At 63.3% G+C, this 22,971-nt stretch carries 17 protein-coding genes and 1 pseudogene; 9 read left to right on the top strand and 9 right to left on the bottom strand.

Annotated elements, in window-relative coordinates; translation table 11 throughout:
• From OOT33_RS16930 to OOT33_RS16950, 5 genes are all read right to left on the bottom strand, one after another.
• Positions 1–1,179, bottom strand: coding sequence for an efflux RND transporter periplasmic adaptor subunit (locus OOT33_RS16930; RefSeq protein ID WP_004212877.1), 1,179 nt, complete (start codon positions 1,177–1,179; stop codon positions 1–3).
• The gene (locus tag OOT33_RS16935) at positions 1,179–2,456 is read right to left on the bottom strand and encodes a TolC family protein (RefSeq protein WP_037486870.1); all 1,278 of its coding nucleotides are present in this window, start codon (positions 2,454–2,456) and stop codon (positions 1,179–1,181) included. The genes OOT33_RS16930 and OOT33_RS16935 overlap by 1 nt, the downstream gene beginning before the upstream one ends.
• 60 nt (positions 2,457–2,516) lie before the next feature.
• Positions 2,517–2,813 carry a hypothetical protein gene (locus OOT33_RS16940; RefSeq protein ID WP_007406840.1) on the bottom strand — a complete coding sequence of 99 codons (297 nt, stop codon included), beginning with the start codon at positions 2,811–2,813 and terminating at the stop codon, positions 2,517–2,519.
• 73 nt (positions 2,814–2,886) lie between these two features.
• A complete protein-coding gene (locus OOT33_RS16945; protein ID WP_004212871.1) occupies positions 2,887–4,854 on the bottom strand; it encodes a cytochrome c/FTR1 family iron permease in 1,968 nt (655 codons plus the stop codon).
• On the bottom strand, positions 4,854–5,480 hold the full coding sequence (locus OOT33_RS16950; protein ID WP_004212870.1) for a cation transporter: 627 nt from the start codon (positions 5,478–5,480) through the stop codon (positions 4,854–4,856). The genes OOT33_RS16945 and OOT33_RS16950 overlap by 1 nt, the downstream gene beginning before the upstream one ends.
• A gap of 75 nt (positions 5,481–5,555) precedes the next feature.
• Here OOT33_RS16950 and OOT33_RS16955 point away from each other — a divergent pair, with 75 nt between their 5' ends.
• Positions 5,556–5,975 carry a helix-turn-helix domain-containing protein gene (locus OOT33_RS16955; RefSeq protein WP_007406847.1) on the top strand — a complete coding sequence of 140 codons (420 nt, stop codon included), beginning with the start codon at positions 5,556–5,558 and terminating at the stop codon, positions 5,973–5,975.
• Here OOT33_RS16955 and OOT33_RS16960 read toward each other — a convergent pair.
• Together OOT33_RS16960 and OOT33_RS16965 are read right to left on the bottom strand one after the other, a co-directional pair.
• Positions 5,969–7,171 carry an aspartyl protease family protein gene (locus OOT33_RS16960; RefSeq protein WP_013039112.1) on the bottom strand — a complete coding sequence of 401 codons (1,203 nt, stop codon included), beginning with the start codon at positions 7,169–7,171 and terminating at the stop codon, positions 5,969–5,971. The genes OOT33_RS16955 and OOT33_RS16960 overlap by 7 nt on opposite strands.
• 289 nt (positions 7,172–7,460) lie before the next feature.
• Positions 7,461–8,033 (bottom strand): recombinase family protein, encoded by a 573-nt coding sequence (locus OOT33_RS16965; RefSeq protein WP_009824027.1) that lies wholly within the window; start codon positions 8,031–8,033, stop codon positions 7,461–7,463.
• Positions 8,034–8,224: 191 nt separating this feature from the next.
• On the opposite strand from OOT33_RS16965, the gene OOT33_RS16970 reads away from it, so the two are divergent.
• The gene (locus OOT33_RS16970; protein ID WP_004212864.1) at positions 8,225–9,625 is read left to right on the top strand and encodes a Mu transposase C-terminal domain-containing protein; all 1,401 of its coding nucleotides are present in this window, start codon (positions 8,225–8,227) and stop codon (positions 9,623–9,625) included.
• Positions 9,552–10,430 (top strand): AAA family ATPase, encoded by an 879-nt coding sequence (locus tag OOT33_RS16975; RefSeq protein WP_009824028.1) that lies wholly within the window; start codon positions 9,552–9,554, stop codon positions 10,428–10,430. The genes OOT33_RS16970 and OOT33_RS16975 overlap by 74 nt, the downstream gene beginning before the upstream one ends.
• A gap of 314 nt (positions 10,431–10,744) precedes the next feature.
• Here OOT33_RS16975 and OOT33_RS16980 read toward each other — a convergent pair whose 3' ends face one another.
• Positions 10,745–11,983, bottom strand: coding sequence for a site-specific integrase (locus OOT33_RS16980; RefSeq protein WP_046407195.1), 1,239 nt, complete (start codon positions 11,981–11,983; stop codon positions 10,745–10,747).
• 149 nt (positions 11,984–12,132) lie between these two features.
• Between OOT33_RS16980 and OOT33_RS16985 the strand changes: the two genes are divergently transcribed.
• The 4 genes from OOT33_RS16985 to OOT33_RS17000 all read left to right on the top strand — a co-directional run bounded on the left by OOT33_RS16985 (position 12,133) and on the right by OOT33_RS17000 (position 17,053).
• Positions 12,133–13,149, top strand: a complete 1,017-nt coding sequence (locus OOT33_RS16985) for a hypothetical protein (protein ID WP_307751075.1) — start codon at positions 12,133–12,135, stop codon at positions 13,147–13,149.
• A gap of 249 nt (positions 13,150–13,398) precedes the next feature.
• The gene (locus tag OOT33_RS16990) at positions 13,399–14,592 is read left to right on the top strand and encodes an AAA family ATPase (protein ID WP_307751076.1); all 1,194 of its coding nucleotides are present in this window, start codon (positions 13,399–13,401) and stop codon (positions 14,590–14,592) included.
• Between the two features lie 75 nt (positions 14,593–14,667).
• The gene (locus OOT33_RS16995) at positions 14,668–15,747 is read left to right on the top strand and encodes a ParB/RepB/Spo0J family partition protein (protein ID WP_307751077.1); all 1,080 of its coding nucleotides are present in this window, start codon (positions 14,668–14,670) and stop codon (positions 15,745–15,747) included.
• Between the two features lie 49 nt (positions 15,748–15,796).
• Entirely contained in the window at positions 15,797–17,053 is a 1,257-nt protein-coding gene (locus OOT33_RS17000) for a replication initiator protein A (RefSeq protein ID WP_307751079.1), read from the top strand.
• A gap of 873 nt (positions 17,054–17,926) precedes the next feature.
• Here the strand turns inward: OOT33_RS17000 and OOT33_RS17005 are convergent.
• A complete protein-coding gene (locus OOT33_RS17005) occupies positions 17,927–18,187 on the bottom strand; it encodes a hypothetical protein (protein WP_307751080.1) in 261 nt (86 codons plus the stop codon).
• A gap of 93 nt (positions 18,188–18,280) precedes the next feature.
• Between OOT33_RS17005 and OOT33_RS17010 the strand changes: the two genes are divergently transcribed.
• Both OOT33_RS17010 and OOT33_RS17015 read left to right on the top strand, forming a co-directional pair.
• Complete coding sequence (locus tag OOT33_RS17010; RefSeq protein ID WP_307751081.1) at positions 18,281–18,679, top strand: toprim domain-containing protein; 399 nt, start codon at positions 18,281–18,283, stop codon at positions 18,677–18,679.
• Positions 18,680–18,747: 68 nt separating this feature from the next.
• A pseudogene (locus OOT33_RS17015) lies at positions 18,748–22,958 on the top strand (strawberry notch-like NTP hydrolase domain-containing protein).
• The last annotated feature ends 13 nt before the right edge of the window (positions 22,959–22,971 follow it).

Genomic DNA, 22,971 nt, shown 5'->3' on the forward strand with positions numbered 1-22,971 from the left:
TTAATCCTCGTGGCTCGCTTCGCCCTTGCCGATCTCGGCCTTGAGCGTGAAACTTCCGGTGGTGGCGATCTGTTCGTTGCCGGTCAGGCCCGACCGGACGATCACCGTGTCGCCCGACGCATCGCCGAGCTGGACCGGGGTCGCCTTGAAGCCGGTGGGCGTGCGCACGAACACGACCGACTTGCCCTCGAAACTCTGGACCGCCGTCGTCGGCACGCGGACCGCCCCGCTCCCGCCGCTGCCCGTGAGCTGCACGGCTGCCGTCACAGGCTCGCCGACCCGCCATTCGCCACCGCGATTGTCGAGGGTGGCGAGCGCAGGCACGAGCCGCGTCTGCGGATCAAGCGCCGGCGACACGAAGGTCACGCGGGCGGTCGCCTGACGGCCTGCCGCCTTCACCAGCACCGTATTGCCGGGACGCACCCGGCCCGCATCCTCGGGCTTGAGATTAAGCGCGATCGACACCTGGCTCAGGTTGGCGATGCGATAGAGTTCGGCATCCGCCGCGACCGTTTGTCCCAGCGTCACGGGGCGCGCAATGATCTGGCCCGAGATCGGCGCGGCAATGCCGAGCCGGTTGAGCCCGCCGCCGCCGACACCCGCCGCCGAAACCATGCTCTGCGCCTGCGTCAGGGCGATCCGCGCCTCCGTCGCCGCTGTGCGGGCGGCGATCAGATCCTGTTCAGGGGAGACTCTCTGCGCGAACAGCCGCTGTTCGCGCGCGAGGTTCGAATTAGCGAGCTGAAGCCGCGCCCGCGCCGCCTCGACCTCGCCCTTGATCTGCGCCGCCTCGCGGCTTTCGATGACCGCAATGGTCTGGCCGCGTCCGACCGATTGGCCGAGGTTACGGGTGAGCGCGACCACGCGTCCCGCAATTGCGGCCGAGACGACCTGCGTTCCCTGTGGGTCGCCCTCGATGATCGCGGGCAGCTCGATCGTCCCGGCCCCGCCGATGATCGGCCGTCCGACCTGGACGCCCGCTGTGGCGATCTGGTCGGCACCCAATGTGACGACGCCTTCACCGGCATGACCGCCTTCAGCACCGCCCTTTTCCGTGCCCGCTGCCGTCTCATTGGCAGCTGCGCCTTCGGCAGTTGCCTCGTTTCCGCCATCCTTGCCGCCGCAGGCAGCCAAGAGCAGGGCGAGCGACGCCGCGCCCGCGAGATAAAAGCTCTTCATCACTGATTCCCCCCATTGGGCGCACGAGCGGTCAGTCGCTCCACTTGCGCGCGGGCATTCTGGTAATTGGCAAGCGCGTCGATCGCGGCGACCCGCGTTTCGGCGAGCGTGCGTTCAGCATCGAGCAATTCGAGCTGGCCGAACTTGCCCTCGCGATAGCCGATCCGCGCGATGCGGGCGGCCTCCTGTGCAGCCGCCAGCGCCGGCCCCGACGCCGCACGAGCCGTCGTTGCGGCATTGGCCGCCTGCGCCTGCGCGTCCGTGATCGCCTGTTCGATGTCGAGCGCGGTCACGCGGCGCTGCGCATCCGCCTGGGTCCGCTGCGCGGTCGCCTGCGCAATCGCGGCGCGACCATTGTTGAACACCGGGATCGGGATCGACACGCTGAACACCGCCGCCATGTCGTTGGTCGCTTCCAGGCGGCGGATCGACGGCCCGACGTTCAGGTCAGGCACGCGATTGGCGCGCGCGAGCCGCACGCCGGCTTCGGCAATGGAGAAATCCGCGTTGGCTGCCGCCAGCGCGAGTGTGCCGGTCGTGTTGACCGGTGCCAACGGCCCATAGACGTTCACATCGGGAAGGCGATCGAGCAGCGTGTCATCGAGCAGGCCGTCGATCGGCCGTCCGATCCGACGCGCCAGATTGGCGCGGGCCGCCTCGGCCAAGCGAAGCTGCCGCTCCACATTGGCGTCGGCATTGATACGCGCGACATCCGCGCGCTGTTGCTCGAGTGGCGATGCCCGCCCTGCCTGCACGCGAACGCTCGCGGCCCGCAGCGCATCGCTGGCGATCCGGGCCTGATCGCGGGCTGTCATTACCCGGCGATCGGCCGCGACCGCTTCGACATAGAGCTGCGTTACCTGAAGCCGGACATCCGCCGCGATGATCGCGGCCTGGATCTCGGCCCGGGACAATTGCGCATTGGCGACCGCGACGCGGGCGCCGCGCTTGCCGCCTAGCTCGATCGGGATCGCAAAGCCGACCGTGGTTTCCGCGCTGCGGCCCCCCCGATACGGCCCGGAGCCGATGACATTCTCGACTTGGCCTTGAACCACCGGATTGGGCCGCAAGCCGGCGACTGTGCGACCTGCACGGGCCGCGTCGATTCCAGCTGTCGCCGCTTCCGCAGCAGGGGCCGAACCGCCCGCTGCACTGACCGCTTGGTCAAGCGTGTAGACCGGCGCATCCTGCGCAACAGGCGCGGACGGTCCGACCTGCGCCTGCGCCATCGTGGCGCAAGACGCTGCGGCCAGCATGGCCGCGAGGATACGATTCATGAAAATAGGACTCCTGACGATGATCGACAGGGGCGCGCCAACGCACGCCCAAATCGGACGTCAGGCTTGGGGGGGCCTCAAATGGACCATGCCGGTGCGGCCGTCGAGCGACGCAGAGGCGGAGATTGTCGGCTTGGGCACTGTGAGGACGGGGGTATATTCCATCGTCGTGCGCGCAGGCGCGCCGACGTCGTGTCCGTGACAATAATTGTGATGATGCGGGACATTCTTGTCCGAGTCCGATGGCACCTGATCGATGTCACCGGCGGTATGGACCGTGAACTCAACGCCCGCGATGCTTCCCCCCGCCAGATCGGCGGCATGGGCCATGCCGGAGAAGCTGGTCAGGACCAGCATCAGGCATGTCAGGAAAGGCAAAAAGGCTCGCACTAGCTTGCCTCTATCACGGAAGGGTTTTCATGTCATTGCACTAATTCGAACCAAGGGTCACTGAGCCGGAACCCGAGCGGGATCGGTCGCGCCCGTTCCAGGCGAACCCGACCGCAATGGCGACCGCCATCAGGAGTTGCGCCAGCACCGATTGCCAAGTGGGAAACACGCCGAGCATCGACAGCCGTGGCACGTCCGCGAGCGGTGCGATGTTGATAAGGCCGGCTTCCTGGAGCGCGGCGACGCCTTTACCCGCCAGCACGACGGTCAGGACCGCCATGAGCCAGGAGCTATAGCGGAAGAACTGCGCGATCGGCAGCTTGCGACTGTAGCGAAGCATGGCCCAAGCGATCAGGCTGAGCAGTCCAATCGCCGACCCGGCCCCCGCGAGAAGCATCCCGTTGTCACCTTGCGCCGAAAGCGCGGCATAGAACAGGATCGTCTCGAAGACCTCGCGATAAACTACGACGAACGCCAGCCCGAACAGGAACCAGCCCGACCCGCCCGAGAGCGCCCGCGACATCTTCTCGCGAATATAGCGCTGCCACTGATCGGCCTGCGCCTTGCCGTGCATCCAAATCCCGACCGAGAGCAGCACGACCGCGGCGAACAGCGAGCCAAACCCTTCCGTCAGCTCCCGGCTCGCACCGCTGATCCCGATCGCATAGGTGGCGACCGCCCAGGTGATCCCGCCCGCGATGATCGCGCTGACCCAGCCGCCATGCACGTACCGCAGCGCCTCGCCGCGCTCGGCTTTACGCAGGAACGCGATCATGGCGACAACGATGAGCAGGGCTTCGAGCCCTTCACGCAGCAGGATCGTGAACGCGCCCAGGAACGTGGACGCTTCGGTGGCGGCATCAGGCGCGAGCGCCGCTTCCGCATCGTCGAAAAGGCCGCCCAGTACTGCGACCTTCTCCGCGAGATCATCGGGCGACGCGCCCCGGTCGATCGAGGCGCGGAACTCCCCCATCGCGCCCTCGATTCGACCCATCAGCGTCGCGTCGCGCGCGGTGAGTGTTGGCTCGATCGGCTCGAACCCATCGAGATAGGCCGACAGCGCCAGCTCTTTCGCCATGCGCGCATCGCCGCGCCGCGCAGCCGCCACGCTTTCGGCGAGTTTGGCGCGGGCGACCGCGAGCGAGCCGGGAGCCTGTTGTATCACCTGTTCGGGATGACGACGCAGGAACGCGAGCACTGGGTCAGCCTTGGCGTCGCCGATCGCCGCGCCGAGCGCGGCCGGGGTGAGCGCGACCAGGGTTTTCAGGTCCGGAATGCGCCGGCGAAGGGTCGGGTCGGATTTCCAAAGCCGCTCGCCTTCGCGCGCCTGCGCATCCGTGAAGGCGAAGCTCCCGGCTCGGAATGCTAACGCCCAGCGCTGATCGTTGGGCAGATCGGCGAAGCTCTGCATCGCGGTCCCGTCGATGCCTTGCGTCACCACCTGATAGAGCGCGAACACGCTGCGCTGGCGCGCGCGCTCGGCATCGGTGAAAGCAATCGGGGGCGTAGCGAGCTTGGCGGCGTCAGGGCCACGGCCGTTGCCCGTCATCCCGTGGCAGGACGCGCAGGATTGTCGGAACAGTGCATCGCTGGAGACGAGGTTCGGAGCCTTATCGGGCGCGAGCGGCACCGGGTAGGCGCGCAACAGATCGGCCGCGAGCCCGTGCGCCAATGTTGCCACCTGTTCAGTCGGTCCCTTTTCCGCGATCACCGCCTGGAGGTTGGCAGCCCGCTGGATGAGGGCTTGACGCTCCGGCTTCGCCGGCAGGCCCTGAAGCCGTGTCGAGACCGACGCGGCGAACTCCGTCATCTCGGCATATTCCGACGTGCTCTTGATCCGACCGTTGGCGACCGCGCCGCCATAATCGACGGCCATATAGTCGAGCAGCCGCCATGCGGTTTGCACGTCGCCGGGTTCGGCGATTGCCGCAGCAGGGATCAGCAGCGCCGCGAGCGCGGAGAGCAGCCGCAACGAGAGCATTGCCCGGATCAACGCGAGCAGACGCACTACCGCTCTCCCAATTCGCGCCGAGCGCCAGTGACGATTTCATAAGCGGAGTGGAGGAACAGGAGGGCGATGAGGCCGGCGACGGCGAGGTCCGGCCAGGCGCTTCCTGTCCACGCCACCAGACCGGCCGCGGCGATCACCGCCACGTTGGCGAGCGCGTCGTTGCGGCTGAACAGCCAGATCGCGCGAACATTGGCGTCCCCTTCCCGGAAACGCGCAAGCACCAAGGCGGACACGACATTGATCGCGAGCGCGACAACGCCGATTGTGCCCATCAGTTCGGCATCGGGCGCGGTTGCGTTCAGGGCGCGCCAAATCGCGAAACCGATTACGCCCACGCCAAGCGCACCGAGAAACAACCCCTGCGTCAGCGCGACCTTTGCCCTCGCCCGTGCGGACCAGGCAAGCGCGAGAAGACCGATAAGGCTGATCGACCCGTCCCCGAGAAAATCGAGGGAATCCGCTTTCAGCGCTTGGCTATCGGCGATGAACCCGCCGAACAGCTCGGCGACTCCGAAGCCGAGGTTGAGCACCACGACGGTCAGCAGCGCACGGCGATAGGCCGGATCGGTTTGCGCGCGCGCGGGCTCCCCGTGGCACCCGCAGCTTTCGGTAGAAGCATTCATGCGGCCTTCCTTACCACCTCCAGTCGCTGTAGAAGCAAGCGAAATGTGCGACACGTTCGCATAAGCAAGGATGGCATGATGAAGCCGGTGATGATTGGGCAGCTCGCCAGCGAGACCTCGACGAAGGTGACGACGATCCGCTTTTATGAGTCGATCGGGTTGCTCCGATCCGCCCCTCGCACGGCGTCGGGTCGCAGAACCTACGATGCCAGTGACATTGAGCGTTTGCACTTCATCCGCAACGGTCGCCGGCTTGGCTTCTCCGTCGACGAGATCCGTTCGTTGATGGGGCTGGCGCAGAACCCGGACCAGGATTGTGGTGCCGCCTCAGCTATCGCTGCTCAGCACCTCAAGGATGTGGAGGAGAGACTGGCGCAACTCGCGGTGTTGCGGGATGAGTTGGCAATGCTCAGCCAGAGCTGCACCAAGGCGCGCATGGCCGATTGTCGGATCATGAAGGCGATCGGCAAAGGCCACCCTCAAGCCGATCAATAATAATCGGCCAGCCTGAGCTCGCGCACATCACCCGAGGCCATCGTCAGCTTTACGAGGGTGCCAGCAGGCCGGGAGCGCACTTGCCAGAGCTCCCCACGCGTATAGTTCGCATCGATCGAATGGCCGTTCACCGCCACGATCCGGTCGCCGACCGCCCAGCCAGCCTTTTCCGCGGGACTGTTCGCCGCCACATGAACAACGGTGAGCGCCGTTGGTGAGGCTGCGAGGCCAAGGCCGCTACGGTCCTTCAGCATCGGCAGGCGACGACGAGGACCGAGTGGCCGGAGCCACACGAATCCGGCGGTCACGTCGAACACCACGTCGAATTGAGCGATCAGCGGTAGGCCGACATTGCCAACCGTGCTGGTGGAGAGCCAAGCTCTCATCCCGAGTGTGGGGACGTTCGAGACGCCAAGCCCTTCGATGTTGATGTTCTGGATCGTGAAAGCATCGTTGATACGCACACCATCGACGCCGCCGATCGCCGCGGTCGAGACGAGCTTCCCGTTCAACAGCCCTTGATCGCGGGCATAGGCCGACGAGAGCATCAGCGCGGCCGAGCTGCCAAGATCGATCATCAAGGGCACGGGAGGCAAACCCGAGACGGAAGCTCGAATGAACAGCTCCTGCTTGGCACCGCGCCCGAGCGCGACAGCGCGCCAGTCGGGACCGGCGAGAAACGTGCCTGACTTGACGACCGCCATACGCCTTTTCGCGAAATCGAGCGCGATGCAGCTACCCGTGAACATATCGGCACCGAGGAGGATATCGATCGGTCGTCCGAAGGCCGCCGACACTGAACTCAGATCACCAACGACGGCAAAGGGTAAGCGACGGGTTTCGCGGGCGAGCTGTACGTCGATGTCGCGGACCAGCAGCACCGGGGCCTTGGCGCTCAGCCCGCTAATCATGCGCCGCTCACCATCGTTCAAGCCGAGCTTCGCCGCGAGCGCCGTGCTCATGATCGACGCGCCGCTGCCACTGTCGAGCACCGCCCGCACCGGCACTCCGCGCACTTGTGCCGAAACAAGGAGGGTATCACCCGTGCCGACTTCCAGCGGCTCCCATTCGAGGTGAGCCGCACCGAAGTTCCACGAGCCCGCAGACCGGGAAGTCTGTCGCGCGAGCGTTGGAGAACCGAGCACCAAGCCGGTTCCACAGGCCACCAGCCGCGCCACTAATGAGCGTCGAGACATACCGATTGCTTCAACACGGGCCGTCAAAAAGCCACCTCCAGCCCCCCGTCCGCAGGAGAGCAAATTGCGGTTACATGCTCCAGCCACTGGAGGAGCAAGTGCTTTTGGTGCGCCCGAAAATCCTCAGAAGCGCTTGGAGAACTTTAGATGAAGGATGGTGCAGACCGCTTAGATGCCTTCCCGATAACGAACGGTTCCGGGGGACGCTGGGCCGATCGGGACCGCGAACGGTGTAAACGCTCGCGCTAAGTGGCGGCATTCTGATCGCGCTATTTGTCGGCGAGCGTCGCTACGCGGCTACCGGCTTGGTCTCGGCCGATCGCACATAGGCGTAGAGTTTTGGCTTGGAGATGCCGAGCATCGAGCAAATCTTGGCGATCGGCATCGTGTTCTCGTGGTAGAGCCTGACGGGCAGGTCGCGCTTGTCCTTGCCGAGTGCGGCCGGCCGGCCACCCTTCTTGCCGCGAGCGCGGGCTGCGGTGAGACCGGCCTGGGTCCGCTCGCGGATCAGGTTGCGCTCGAACTCCGCCAATGCCCCGAACAGGTGGAAGGTAAGCTTGCCCGACGTGGTGGTCGTGTCGATCGCCTCGTGCAGGCTCAGCAGCCCGACCTTTTCCTCGTCGAGGTAGGTCATCCATCCGATCAGATCACGGAGCGAGCGGCCGAGCCTGTCGAGGCGCCAGACCACCAGTGTGTCGCCGGCGCGAAGCAGCTCCTTCACCTTTTCCAATCCAGGGCGAGCGGCAGTCGCCCCGGAGGCCTTGTCGGTGATGACCTTCTCGCAGCCGGCAGCCTTCAGCGCATCACGCTGGAGGTCCAGGTTCTGCTCGGCGGTCGATACGCGGGCGTAACCGATTTTCATGCGTAGGGCCGGTGGCGCCCCGATCGGGCGCGGTTTGGGAAGAAAGTCGTCATCGGCAGGTCTATGTTGCCCTAGTTTTCTTTACCGGGTAGATTTACGTCGAACAGGCCGGTTTGGCAACGCGAGCGGACTCGCATGGCGATGGGCAGGCAAATCTCCGTTTTCCTTACCTGCGACACGGACCGTCGGCGGTGACGCATCCGGCGCTTGTCCCGCCGCTGGCGATCGAGCGCTACCGCGTCCTTGAACCGCACCTCGCCGATGGCATCCCGCTCGCGGACCTCGCCCGCACCGGCACGCTGAGCGAGCGGACGTTGCAGCGCTGGCTCGGGCGCTACCGTGCCGAAGGACTTGCCGGTCTCGCGCGTCTGCCGCGCAACGATCGGGGCAGGCTGCACCTGCCGGAACATCTGGTCGAACTGACCCGCACTCTCGCCACCAAGCGCCCGCGACCCCCGGTCGCCGCCATTCACCGAAAGGTGCAGGAACTCGCCATCGCGCATGGACACCGAACCCCCAGCTATGCGGCCGTCGCGCGTGTCGTCAGGGCGATACCGGCAAGCCAGATCGCCGCAGCCTCCGATCCGGCCGTCTACCGCGACCAGCACGAGCTAGTGCATCGGCGCGAAGCCGCGACCTCGAACGAGATGTGGCAGGCCGATCATACCGTTCTCGACATTCTCGTGCTCGATGATGCCGGAACCCCGGTGCGTCCTTGGCTGACCGTCATCGTTGACGATCACAGCCGAGCCATCGCCGGTTACTTCCTCAGCCTCGATGCCCCCAGTGCCCTCAACACGGCGCTCGCCTTGCGGCAGGCGATCTGGCGCAAGCCCAATCCCGAATGGATCGTCAGCGGCATTCCCGAACAGCTTTACGTCGACAACGGCTCGGATTTCATCTCCGAGCATATCGAGCAGGCGTGCATCGCCCTCAAAATCCGCCTCATCCATTCGCTGCCGGGGCGTCCTCGCGGGCGCGGCAAGATCGAGCGGCTGTTCCGCACCATCAACGACATGTTCCTGCCCGACCTGCCCGGCCACCTGATCGCGGGCAAGCCGCTGTCGGCGCCAGTGCTCACGCTCGACGAGCTGCGCGCCCGCTTCGAGGCGTTCGTGTGCGGCGTCTATCATCGTCGCCCGCATGGCAGCACCGGCGAACCGCCGATCACGCGCTGGCAGAAGGGCGGGTTCCTGCCCGCAATGCCCGACAGCCTTGAACAGCTCGACATGCTGCTCGTGCACGTGCCCAAGCCCCGTAAAGTGCTGCGCGACGGCATCCGTCTGATGGGCAGGCGCTATGTCGAACCCACGCTCGCGGCCTTCGTCGGCGAGCAGGTCGAGGCGGTCTATGACCCCCGCGACCTGACCGAGATCCACGTCTACCACCAGGGCCGGTTCGTCTGCCGTGCGCTCAGCTCCGAGCACGCTGGGCACCCGTCGTTGCGCGCGATCCAGCGCGCCCGGCGCGGCGCGAAGGAGCGCGACAAGCAGGTGCCTGCCCCCACGGAGACCTTCGATGGCGACCAAGAGGATACGGCTTCCCGGCCCACCACCTACCGAGGGCTCCGGCTCTACGCCGCTGACGATTGAGTTCCTGGTCGAGCAGCCGTTCCTGGCGACCCGCGAACATGCCCGGTTCGTCGAGTTTGCCGAAGCCTGCGCGCACTACCGCTATATCGGCGTGTGTCATGGCCGGCCGGGCGTCGGAAAGACGCGATCGGCGCGCGAGTTTTCCAGCTTCCCCGACCTGGGGGAATATGCCGCGCTCCGTCCCATTGCCGCGCTCCTTGGCGAAAAGGTCGCTCGCTGCCGCGCCGTCTTCTACACCGTGTCGGTCAGCAACACGCCCAAGACGATCGACGCGGTGTTGGGCCTCAACCTCATTAAGCTGGGCTATGCCCGGCTGACGGTCGCGGGCGGCTCGCAGGACGAAATCACCCATGACGCCGCCCGCATCGCCTGCCCCCTCGTCATCGTCGACGAGGCCGACCGCCTGACCATAAAGTCGCTCGAACATCTCCGCGACATGGCCGATCGCCACGGCTTCGGGCTGATCCTGATGGGTATGCCGGGCTTGGAGAAGCGCCTCGCCCGCTATGCCCAGCTCTACTCGCGGATCGGCTTCGTCCACGAGTTCAAACCGCTTACCGAGACCGAAATGCGGCTGCTGCTCGCGACCCACGCCGGCGATTTCGGGATCAGCTTCGACCCGGCCCAACTCGACGCGATCGAAGCGCAGGCAGCCGTGATCCGCATCACGCGCGGCAACTTCCGGCTCATGGAGCGCCTGTTCGCGCAGATGCGGCGGATCATGACCCTCAACCGCGTCGAGGAGGTCACCGCTGACATCGTTCAGGCCGCGCGCGATTGCCTCGTCATCGGACCCGGCAACTGACAAATAGCGCGATCAGAACGCCGCCATTTAGCGCGAGCGTTTACACAGGATAAGATCCATACCGTTTCCGGAACCACTTTCTTGTTTCCTCTTCGAAATTGGACTGTGCTGATGAGTTTGAGCGATGGTGGCTTCGCTCATACACTACGCGCTACCAGGCCCCTGCCCGTTTCTTAGGCTTAACGTTGTAGCTCAAGACCCCGGGGGCTCAGCCTCCCTTCTCCGGTTCTTGCCGCTGCGCAAATCCCTCGATCTACCTGCCGCCGTCGTGTGGTCGCACGGCATCATCCAAAGACCTATTTAGGCCGTCATGACTAGCCAATCTTCGCCATAAGGCGCCCCGCCGCCCCCTGCTCTGCCGCGAGATTGCGATTATAAGCGAGCGGCATCCGCGGCGACTTCCACCGCAGCGCGTCCATGATGCCGGCCAAATCCTCCCCGCTGGCGAACAGGTCCTGATTGAGCCCGATCCGCGTCGAGTGCGCACTGATCCCCTTCAGCAACCGCGCCAGATCGTCCGCCGTCAAATCGGGCAGCGCGCCACGGTCGAACGCGCGGCCGATGATCGACCGAAAGATTGGTCCGATCGAGCCCGGGTGCAGCGCCACGGTGCCGATGTCATATTCGACGCGCGCCTTCACCGCCGGCTTGGACAGCGTCTTGCGCAGATCCCACGTCTCCCGGCCCGAGATGCTGTCGATCGGCCGACCGCGCACGGCTGCCCGCGCCTTGTAGCGCCGCACCTGCACCCGCCGGAACAGCGGCCCTGTCGTGATCCCCGCCGCTTCGGTCCACGCCGCGATCGCCGCGACGGTGCGCGGGCTGAGGTAGGCGGTCGCCCCGTCCCCGTCTTGATCGCCCTTATGACGCAGAATCTGCAGCAGCCGCGCTTCGGGATCGATCGCCTCCTCAATATGCTCAATGGCGACCGCCACCAGTTCGGAGGCGCGCAGCCCGGTGTCATAAGCGGCCGATAGCAGCGCCCGATCACGCAGCCCCGGCAGATCCTCGCCACAACTCTCGAGCAGCGCGCGGATGTTGAGCCCCCGCGCCTTGTCGCGCTCGACGTCGCGCACCGGGCCCTTGAACCGCAGCGGCCGCGCCTGCTTCTGCGCAGCCCCCTTCTCGCGGCGCACCGTCTGGAGCCGCAGCTTCACCAGCGGCGCCGGCGTCGGATCCTTGAGCTCGAGCAGCTGGTGGATCTTGGCGATCGACGCCTTGTAGCGGGATAGCGAGGCCGGCCGGCTCCCCTTCCCGGCCCGCGCGTCGAGATAATCGGCCACGGTCTCGGGCGTGGCCGGCAGCGCGATCCGGTTGTTGCGCCTACACCACGCATCGAACGCCTCGACGTCGGACTTGAGCGCACGGATGCTATGGGGCGATGAAGCGGCCTGATAGGCGGCGATCAGGCCCTCGTTGACGGTGATGCGCTCGCCGGCGCGCATCTGCACGATCGTCCACGCAAGGTCGGCCGGCGCCCTGACGGCCGGCAGGACAGCCTCAGGCGGCGCTACGGGGATTTCTGGCCCTTCCCGGGCGGTTTCGGTGCTCACGACGCGCCTCGCTCCTCAGCCGCGCTTGTAGCCCACCTTATAAAGAACGGTCAAATCTGCTTATGTGATAAGTGCAATTATCACATGTCGATATTTATAGACATCCATCATGCTAGACTGCTGATAGCCTTTCAGTCTATAAATGGGTGATGCGACGCCCCTTTCCTGACCTCTCAGCACCTTTATGGTCCGGTGCGCTGGCTTTGCAGCTCGAGCGCGCCTCCCACGCTATCGCTACGCTAAATGCGCGGATTTCCATCAGCCCCGTCGCCGAAACCTGGCGGCACCGCGCTCCCTGGAGCGGCATGGCGACCGCGCTCCAGTTCGAAGGCGCCGAAATCGACGAAAAGGATATTTTTTGCCTCGATACGGGGCATATCCTGCCCGGCCGCCCTCCCCCGCCCTCGCGGATCTGGGACCAGCAGCTCCTCGACACGTGGCGCAAGTCGCTCATCGCCCCACGCACCCTGCACTGGCGTGAGGACCTGCCGTTCCGCTTCGACGCGCCCGACGACTGGGACGAGCGCCCTGCCCTGCTGCGCGCTCTGGAGCTCACCGCGCGTCATGCCCGCGCAATTCCTGGCCCTGCCGCCTGGCTCGCCCTGCCCCGCCTGCTGTTCGCACTCGGTCTCACCCAGACTCCCCTCGCCTGCCTTGTCACCGGCGACAAGATGCTGCGCCTGTCGCCCGCGGGAAGCGTCGACGCCCTCCCCCGCATGATGAAGCGGCTCGAGCGGGCTGCCGTCGAGGGTCTCGATCGCCTCAAAACCAGCGAGGCGCTGCGCCAGCGGACGCAGGCGGTCCTCGCGGCCGAGACACGTCCCGGCATGCTGCGCGAGGCTGTGGCGTTACTGAGCCGCGGCATGGCCGGCCCCAGGGAAGTTACTGCGGCACTGGGACTGTCGATCTCCGGGGCAGGGAAACTTCTGGCCCGTACCGAGGGCCTGGGCCTCGCGGTCGAGATCACCGGTCGACGGGCCTGGCGTGCCTATATGCCCCATGATCTCGCGTTGGCGTTCGATTATGCGCGGCGACCGGTCGGGCGACCGCCCTCCCCTGCCCACTCGCTGCCGGCCCGACTCGATCCGGTCCTCGCCGCATTCGATGCCGAAATGGCGGCGGTCACGGCGCGCCTGGAGGCGCTCGGAATCGCGCATGACGCGTGAGCTTGGTTAAAGCATTGATATCAAGCATGAAATGAAAAGCGCCCGCAAAGACCCTCTACAGCGCCAAAATGGGACTTTGGGTAGCGGGAGGTATCAAAATCCGGTCTTCGCGCTGTACGGGCTTCTCAGGGCAAAATTGAAGGTAAGCGGTTATGTTGAGGTCATAATCGGCCTACAACTCCCTCTCGACTGAACATTTCTGCTGCGCTATAGTCACGAAATCGTTCAACCTGTCACCCCGGGGTCGCTATGAATTCAGAAGTCACCCGCATAGCTGAAATGGCTGAAGCTGGCGAGAAGATGATCGAACGGCTTCGCCGACAAGCATTTCTTCCCGAGAGTCGCAAAGAGCTGTCAGTTCGCTATGGTATTGCCGAAGCGGCGGCATTGCTAGACTGCTCGACCAATCGTATCCGAATGGCCGAAGATGACGGGCGCCTTCCCCCTCCCCCACCCACAGAAAACGGTCGTCGGCCTGGCTACTCCATTGATGCTTTGCTCCATATGCGCGAGGTTCTCGGCGCTTCCCCAGCCCGTTCGCCTCTCGACAATCCTGCGATAGTCGCGGTGCAAAATTTCAAAGGTGGCGTCGGCAAATCGACCGTTACGACGCATCTCGCGCACTACTTCGGCGTTCAGGGCTACCGTGTTCTGGTCGTCGATTGCGATAGCCAAGCCACGACGACGACGCTCTTCGGTTTCAATCCACACTTCAACATTACGCGCGCACAGACGCTCTATCCCTACCTCTCGATTGACCCTACCCAAACTGACCTGCTTTATGCAGTTCAAAAGACACCTTGGCCGAATGTTGATCTAATTCCGTCAAATCTAGAGTTGTTCGATGTCGAATACGAGCTGGCGGCATCTGGAGCAGACGGTGGCTCTGTCCTCGCATCGCGCTTTCGCAAGCTCAAACGTGGCCTGCAGGATCTCGCGCGTGATTACGATGTCGTGATTCTTGATCCACCTCCCGCACTCGGAACGATCAGCCTAGCAGTCATGCAAGCGGCCAACGCCTTGCTAGTCCCTATGGCCGCCACAACGCCCGACTTTTGCTCGACAGTCCAGTTTCTTTCGATGATGGACCAGATCACCTCGCAACTTGCAGACGCAGGCATTGAAGTAGCATACGACTTCATCCGCCTCATCTGTTCAAAGTTCGATTCAAACGATCCAAGTCACGCCATGGTCCGGCAGATCATGGAGCAGACCTTTGGCCCGGCATTACTGCCTGTTCCGATCCTGGAAAGCGCCGAAATCAGTCACGCGGCCCTTCGCATGATGACGGTTTACGAGCTTGAACGGCCGATCGGCACACCGCGGACACACAAGCGATGCCGCGCCAATCTCGATGAGGCGATGGCTCAGGTCGAGGCATTGGTTCGCCGTGGATGGGGCATAGCCGCACCAGCGTCAGCGCAGGAGGTGGTCAATGCTTAGCGGAGTGACATGTCCTGCGATTGACGGCCAAACTGTCTCGATCTTTCAGGAACGCACTCATGGAGGAGCACGCTGATGGCACGAAAGCAAAGTGACTACTTGGCTGGACTTCTGGCCGACGAAACGCCAGCGAGTGCGGACGACACCCCTGCCCTTCCGCTTAGAGAGGATGAATTTCCGTCCAGATCTACTCAGCCCCGACCAGCGAACCGGGCTGGATTGAGCTTGCTTGGGCGCGAAAGTGCTCTTGCGCGCGTTGCGTCAGGCGAGGTCAAGCAGGTCACGCAACTCCAGCTCGATCCGTGTCGGGTTCGTCTATGGGCGGGCAATGCCCGTATGCAGACTCGCTTGTCAGAGGCCACTGTTCGGGATCTGATTGACTCTATCGTGGCAGAAGGTGGCCAGAAGGTACCGGTTGTGGTCCGCCACGTATCCGACGACCCTGTGCACGACTACGAAGTTATCGTCGGCACGCGCCGCCATTTTGCTATCAGTTGGCTACGCGCGAACAGCTATCCGGACATGAAGCTTCTCGCGCAAGTCGCCGACTTGGATGACGAGGCCGCATTCCGCCTAGCCGACGTTGAGAACCGTGCACGTAAGGACGTCTCGGATATCGAACGTGCCCGCAACTATGCGGCTGCGCTCGAGGCCCATTACGGCGGCAAGGCCATTCGAATGGCCGAGCGATTGAAGGTATCTAAGGGCTGGCTATCCAAGATGCTGAAGGCTGCCGCCATTCCTGACGACGTACTGGCGGCCTTCGCCAATCTCGGCGAACTCCCTTTGAACCCCGCCTATGCTCTGGCCACCGCGCTCGATGATCCAGCCAGGGCAGAAGCAATTCGCGAGGAAGCCTCAGTCATAGTCAACGAGAATGAGGGCGCCCAGTCTGACGACTCCCCTCCCATGCCCGGCAGTGCAGTTCTCAAGCGGCTTATGTCGGCAACGACAGCGAGGCTGAACGCGACCAAGACATTCGACATGCAAGTTCAGGGGCGATTTGGAAGGCCAATTCTAACACTAAAGACGGTTACACGGCAGGGAGTAACGCTTCACCTGCCCACCGGCGCAGGCGCAGACGATAAGCAGCTACAGGAAGCACTTCAGGCGATTCTCGATATGCTGCGCGAAAATGGGGTTTCGCTGACTTGACCCCCCTGCCCCGACCTTCTTCAAAAAGTTTCCTTGAGGAAACTTTGCTATGAGCATGTCGACCGAAGGTCCGGTTGGTAAGGCCAATCGCCGCGCCATCAACGAGCAGTTTGACCTCTTCCTGCCTTACATCGTCGATCTCCCGCTGCGCGACCAGCGAGAGATGATGGAGCGTCCATTCTTCAGTCTGGCGAAAACCAAACGGACAAAGCCCATCGAGTACTCCTCTCCCGACGGTAAACTCTGGGTTAATGTCTCTGCTAACCCTAGCTACGGCATGGCGACTATATGGGACGCCGACATCCTCATTTATTGCGCATCAATGCTCGCGGACATTCAACGGCGTGGGATCAATGATGTCCCACGCACATTGCACATCATGCCCTACGATCTCCTGAGAGCAATTGGTCGGCCTACAACGGGCCGTGCATATGAACTGCTGGGACAAGCACTCGACCGACTTGTCGCAACTACTGTAAAGACAAATATCCGAGCAGAGAACCGACGCGAGGCGACGTTCAGTTGGCTCGATGGTTGGACGCAGCTTGTTGATGAGCGCACCGAGCGATCGCGTGGTATGACCCTGGAGCTTTCAAACTGGTTTTGGGAAGGCGTCCTGATGAAAGGCGGCGTTCTCTCCATTGATCGGGCCTATTTCGACATTACCGGTGGCCGGGAGCGCTGGCTCTACAAGGTCGCACGAAAGCATGCTGGCGGGGCAGGGGAAGGGGGCTTTGCGATCTCAATGCCCACGCTCTTCGATAAGAGCGGCGCCGAAGGCGAATACCGTCGGTTCAAATTCGAGATACTCAAACTAGTCGAGCGGAATTGTCTACCCGGATATGACTTGATCTTGGAGCAAGCTCAAAATGGCGGGGAGCCGGCCATTCGCATGCGGCGCAACGACGCCAAACCAGAAGCTGCAACCGGACAACCTGCCTCACAGGCAACGGTGCCTAGACCAGCAGAAGTTTCCTCCGGGAAACTTCCCGAACGAATGATGCCGACGATGGCCAAGTCGGCGATTGAGACACTGCCCAATGAACCCCTGCTCGATGCAAGCGCATTGATTCGGAAATCCGTCGCTGGCATAGCCGACGCCACAAACCGCGGCTTCATGACTGATGAGACAATCACACTGCTTCGGAACGAATGTCCCGGTTGGGATCTGTATGCTCTGCATACCGACTTTGAATCTTGGGTTGCAGGTTCTGCTGAGCGCACTCCTGCCAATTGGCAACGCGCCTTCATTGGTTGGGTGCGCCGCCACCATGAGAAACATAAGCACGAATTGAAAGGCTTTTGAGCCTCAGGGGCACGCTCACTCACTTATCAGTTCTTCAGACCGATATTTATTGCCGTGCATCAAAATCCAAGGTCATCTCAAGTAGCCCGTTCCCATTGTGTCGTGCCTAACTGACTAAGTGTCGGCCGTTCGGAACTCTTGAAGGCATTTTGAAGGAATTCGACTCTCGCCTGCGCGAAAGTGATTCAATCTATCTCCCATTACAGGGATGTTTACCGCCTAATCGACACATTCGGAACAGTGGGTATGCGATCATCGATCTTTCAAGAACGAAATGCCGACACTACGGGAACGCGAGCTACGGCATATCGGGAACGATCCATCGTCCTTTCAGGAACTGCTATCCGCTCGCGACTCATGGATTTACTTAGGATTCAAGGCAGCCAGGGCGTCCTTAACTATCTAACATATTTATGAAACCCTCTAACGTCTCTGGAAGTTTCAATTCTGTTTTGATGAAAAGAAAGGCAGTCATCGTTCTCCGTGTTATTATATGTTCTGAAGCCTCCCAAACGAGAGTGCGATTATCTCTATGACCAATAACCAAGCGCCAAAACGCTATATTCTTTTTATATATCAAATAGTTATAATATTTCCGGCAACGCAAAATCGTCACCCTATCATATACCTCGTAAATTCTTGCTCAGAGTTGGGAATAAAAAGATCCTAGTTCACGGACTTTCAGACATATTCGATGATTTTGGAGCTCTCTGCCTCGCACAAATCCGCCATCGCGTTAATTGGAGCAGGCGAGGAAGAGGAGGGGGGTGGGCAAAGTCAGCCATGTCTCTCGTCCGCAACAAACCCACGCCAGAACTCCGGTTCCTTGTTCACCAGCTTGGAGGTCGTTGGTCGGGAAATACTGCATTGTGTCTATGCCCCGCTCACGACGACCGGACACCATCTTTGTCGATCCGGCAGGGCGATCGCGGAATATTGGTGACCTGCCATGCCGGTTGCGATGCGCGTGATGTCTTGCGCGAACTCTCCTGCATTGCGCGCATTCCGAAATTCGATCCATTGGCTATCCAAAGGACCCCAGATCGAACCGCAACGCCCCATCTCGATCTGTGGCGTCAGGCTCGAGCGATCGAGAACACGCTCGCCGAACGCTACGTTCGTGAAACCCGCCAAATCTCTACTCCGCTAAAGGACATTCGATTCCACGCCAAATGCCCAAGAGGGCAGGGACCATTTACCCGATTCGAACCCGCACTCATCGTCGCCATGCGCCGCGCCGGCGAGCTCGCTGCCATCCAGCGGATCTTTCTCGATCCAGCTACAGCCAACTACACCGCCAAGCTTTGCCTCGGCTCCGCGATCGGCGCCGCCTGGACCAATGGATCGCCAGCGCGGACAGTCGGCATTTGCGAAGGGTTTGAGACAGCCGCAGCCTACACGTCACTGACCGGTATCCAGGCATGGGCCACCATGGGGGCCAAGCGCTTCCACCAGGTCGATATCCCCACGTCGGTAGAAACCGTGATCCTGCTCGCCGACAACGACCCTGAAGGGCGGCGCGCGCAGGCACGTGCCCTTGAAACCTATGCTCGCCCGGGTCTTGCCATCGAAACCGAATGGCCGCCGGGGCACATGAACGACTGGGCGCAGCTCCTGAAGCGGTGAGGGGAGGGGGGACAGGTGGGGCATGCCGCCGATCGGCAGCAGACCCCAGCAACCCACCGGAGACCTCCATGACCACCACGCTCGCCTGCAGCAGCGCCATTCTTGGCGCGGCGCGTACACTTGCCGCCAAACTTCTCCTCTCAATCCCGATTGACCGTCCCGCGCTCACAGAGGCCATGAGCGAAAGCGCGGGCGGCTCGGACGCCGCCGGAGTCTGGCAGCAGCGCGACAGCTTCGAGGCTCTGGAAGTGGCGCTTGCCATGGCCATTCCCGAACTGATCGGCCGAATGGACGCTGGTTCTGCGATCGTGACGCTCGAAGCGTTGGCCAAGGATCTACCCACTCACACAGTGCGCAGCGAAGGCCAGGTCGCGTTCCAGCAGTTCTCAACGCCGCCCGCATTGGCCTATCTCGCCGTCCATCTGGCCCGGATCACCAGCGAGGACGTCTTCCTAGAGCCGAGCGCGGGCACCGGCATTATCACCTCACTTGCCAATCGGGCAGCCAAGGCATGTCTGCTCAACGAACTCGAACCAGCGCGCGCGGAGCTGCTCGAGGGATTGTTTCCGGGCTCGCCGGTGTTCCGGCACGACGGTGCCAAGATCGCGGCGATGCTCTCCGGAACGGCGCGGCCGAGCGTGATCGTGATGAACCCGCCTTTCTCCGTCTCGCAATCGCGGGGCGAGGACCAGAATACTGCGGCAAGACACCTGCGCCCTGCGCTCGATCACCTGCTGCCAGGAGGGAGGGTGGTCGCGATCATGCCCGACTGGTTTTCCGCATCAGCGCGCGGCGCTGAGATATTCCGCCGGACTCTGGAAGGCGCCCGCGTCGTCCTGTCGCTACGGCTCGATAAGGGTGGGTACGCCAAGCACGGGACAGGCATCGCTGTTCGCGTGTTGGTGATCGACAAGGTTGCGGGCGAAATCGGCGTCGCGACGATCAATCGCCCATCGGTGAGTGAGCTATTCGACGCGATTACGGCGGTTCCGCCCCGCGCAACTCTTCGCAAGCCTGGTACGCCACCTACTCCACGGCTAAAGCTCAGCATGTTCCGGGCGGTGAAAAGCGGTCCAGCGCGGCCCGTCATTGTCCGGGCGCCCCAGACCAACCACGTGCGGCCCGTCGCCTACCAGGTGCTCGACGAACCCGCGGCCATGGGAGAGCAGCGCGGGGTCTACGCCGATTACCGTCCCTCGCGGGTGGTGATCCCCGAAGCCGGCGAGCATCCAACCCAACTCGTCGAATCCGCCGCGATGGCCTCGATCGCCGCGCCGCGGCCGAACTATGTACCGTGCCTGCCCGAGCGGACGGTTACCGCGCGGCTACTGTCGGCGGCCCAGCTCGAAACCGACATCTACGCGGGCGAAGCTTGGTCGCGCGATCTCCATGGCCGCTTCATCCACCCCGCCGGCGAGGTGGCGCTCAAGGAAGACGCTGACGGTGAGCATTATCGCACCGGGTTCTTCCTCGGCGACGGGACCGGGGCGGGGAAGGGGAGGCAGGCCGCAGCCTGCATTCTCGACCAGTGGCTCAAGGGCAACCGCCGCCACATCTGGATCTCAAAGAATGCGCCGCTCCTCGAAGACGCACAGCGTGACTGGACCGCGATCGGCGGCCTGCCCTCGGATATCCTCGATCTTGCGCGCTGGAAGATCGGCGAGGAAATCACCGCCCCCGAAGGCATATTGTTTGTGCCCTATGGCACGCTGCGATCGTCGCGGGTGGAGGACACCCGGCTCGAGCAGATCGTGCGCTGGGCAGGACTCGACTTCGAAGGCGTCATCGTCTTCGACGAGGCCCATGAAATGGGTGGTGTCGCCGGTGGGGAAGGGGCGCTTGGGCAAAAGCAAGGTTCGCTCCAGGGGATCGCCGGGGTGCTGCTGCAGAACACGCTGCCGCGCGCCCGGGTGCTCTATGCCTCGGCCACCGGCGCGTCGGACGTCAACAACCTCGCCTATGCCGTCCGGCTTGGCCTGTGGGGGCCGGGGACCGCCTTTGCCAACCGAGAGCAGTTCATCTCCGAGATCCGCGACGGTGGCATCGCCGCGATGGAACTGGTTGCCCGCGACTTGAAGGCCTCGGGGCTATACCTGGCCCGCGCCCTGAGCTTCGCCGGGATCGAATACGATATCCTGCGCCATGACCTGACGCCTGAGCAGATCGCGATCTACGACAAATATGCGGACTGCTGGGTCATCATCCATCGCAACCTCGAAACAGCGCTCGAACTCACCGGCATCGTCGATGGTCTCGAGAACAAGACGCTCAACAGCGGCGCCAAGGCCGCGGCGCGCAGCCGGTTCGAGGGCACCAAGCAACGCTTCTTTTCCCAGGTCCTGCTCTCGCTGAAGCTGCCTTCGATCTACCCCGCGATCGACCAGCACCTGGCTGACGGGGAAAGCGTCGTCGTCCAGCTCGTCAGTACCGCGGAATCGATCCTCCATCGCCGCCTCAATGAGCTCGACCCCGAGGAGCGAGAGGCGCTTGACCTCGATTTGTCGCCGCGCGAGGCGATAGCCGACTATCTCACCCGGGCCTTCCCGACCCGGCAGATGGAAGAATACACCGATGATCTCGGAGACGTTCGCTCGCGGCCGATGTGGGACGAGGCAGGCAATCCGGTCATCAATCCGCAGGCCGAGGCGGCCCGCGACGAATTGATCGAATATATCTGCGCCATGCCGCCGATCCCGACCGCGCTCGATGCGTTGCTTGAGCATTACGGCGTCACCGCCGTTGCCGAGGTCACCGGGCGCAGCAAGCGCCTGGTCCGCGATGGTTCGGGTCAGCAGCGCCTCGAAAGCCGCTCACCGCGCACCAACCTTGCCGAGACCACCGCCTTCATGACTGGCGCGAAGCGCATCCTGGTGTTCTCTGACGCCGGCGGCACGGGCCGCAGCTATCACGCCAGCCTCGATGCGACGAACCAGCAGCGCCGGGTGCATTTCCTGCTTGAACCGGGTTGGCGGGCTGACCGGGCGATCCAGGGGCTGGGGCGCACCCACCGCACGCACCAGGCCTGCCCGCCACTGTTCCGACCCGTCACCACCGACTGCAAGGGCGAGGCCCGTTTCACCAGCACGATCGCGCGGCGGTTGGATGCGCTTGGGGCGCTGACCCGCGGCCAGCGCCAGACCGGTGGGCAGGGGATGTTCGACGCCGCCGACAATCTCGAGAGCGCTTACGCCAAGCACGCGCTGCACGACTGGTACGGGCTGCTCGCGACCGGAAAGCTCAAGAGCACCTCGCTTGCCGAGTTCCAGCTGATGAGCGGGCTTGAGCTCACCGACCAGGACGGGGTGCTGCGCGAGGACCTGCCGCCGATCCAGCGCTGGCTCAATCGAATCCTCGCCATGAAGATCGCGGTGCAGAATGCGATCTTTGACGAATTCCTGACCCTCGTCGAAACCCGCGTCTCGGCGGCCAAGGAAGCCGGCACCTTCGATATCGGCGTCGAGACGATCGCGGTCGAGGCCTGCGAGGTGCTGTCGGACACGGTGATCCGCACCGATCCAGTGACGGGCGCGACTTCACACCTCCTCGAACTCTCGCTGACCCAGCGCCGCAAAGTCCTGAGCCTCGAGCGGGTGCTGACGATGGCGGCATACGAGGACAAGCCGCTCTTCTTGCGCAACGACAAGTCCGGGAAGGTTGCGCTCGCCATTCCTGCACCGTCTCACATGGACGAGGAGGGTAATACCATCCGTCGCTTCGAACTCGTCCGCCCCTTGCGCAGCGAATATATCCTGGCGTCGCGGCTCGACGAGTCGGCCTGGGGCCCGGTTTCCAAGTCTGAGTTCAGCGCGCTCTGGGAGGCCGAGTATGCCGCCGATGAGAGCCAGCTCGTCACCGAGACCAACTATCTTGCCACCGGGCTTCTGCTGCCGATCTGGGGGGCACTCCCCAAGGAAGACTTGACGGTCAACCGTATCGTCGACAGGTCCGGCGCTTCCTGGCTGGGTCGGCACGTCCATGATCTCTATGTCGACGCCACCCTCGAAAAACTGGGAGTGGCGCGCACGGTGCAGACCGATCCTGCAAAGATCACGGCCGCGATCCTGGGGGGGGGACCTGGAAGGCGCCGCATCCGCTCAATTTCACGATCCGCACCTCCCGCGTGAACGGTTCTCGAAGGGTCGAGATCGTGGGTGCGGAACCCTCGCGCATTCCGGAGCTCAAGTCGAAGGGCTGCTTCACCGAGATCATCGCCTACAAGACGCGTGTGTTCGTGCCGTTCGACCGGGTTGAGGACTTTCTGGTAAACTGGGTGAGCTGAGAAGGCTCCCTTC

Source organism: Sphingobium sp. DEHP117, from assembly GCF_030867385.1.
GTDB lineage: Bacteria > Pseudomonadota > Alphaproteobacteria > Sphingomonadales > Sphingomonadaceae > Sphingobium.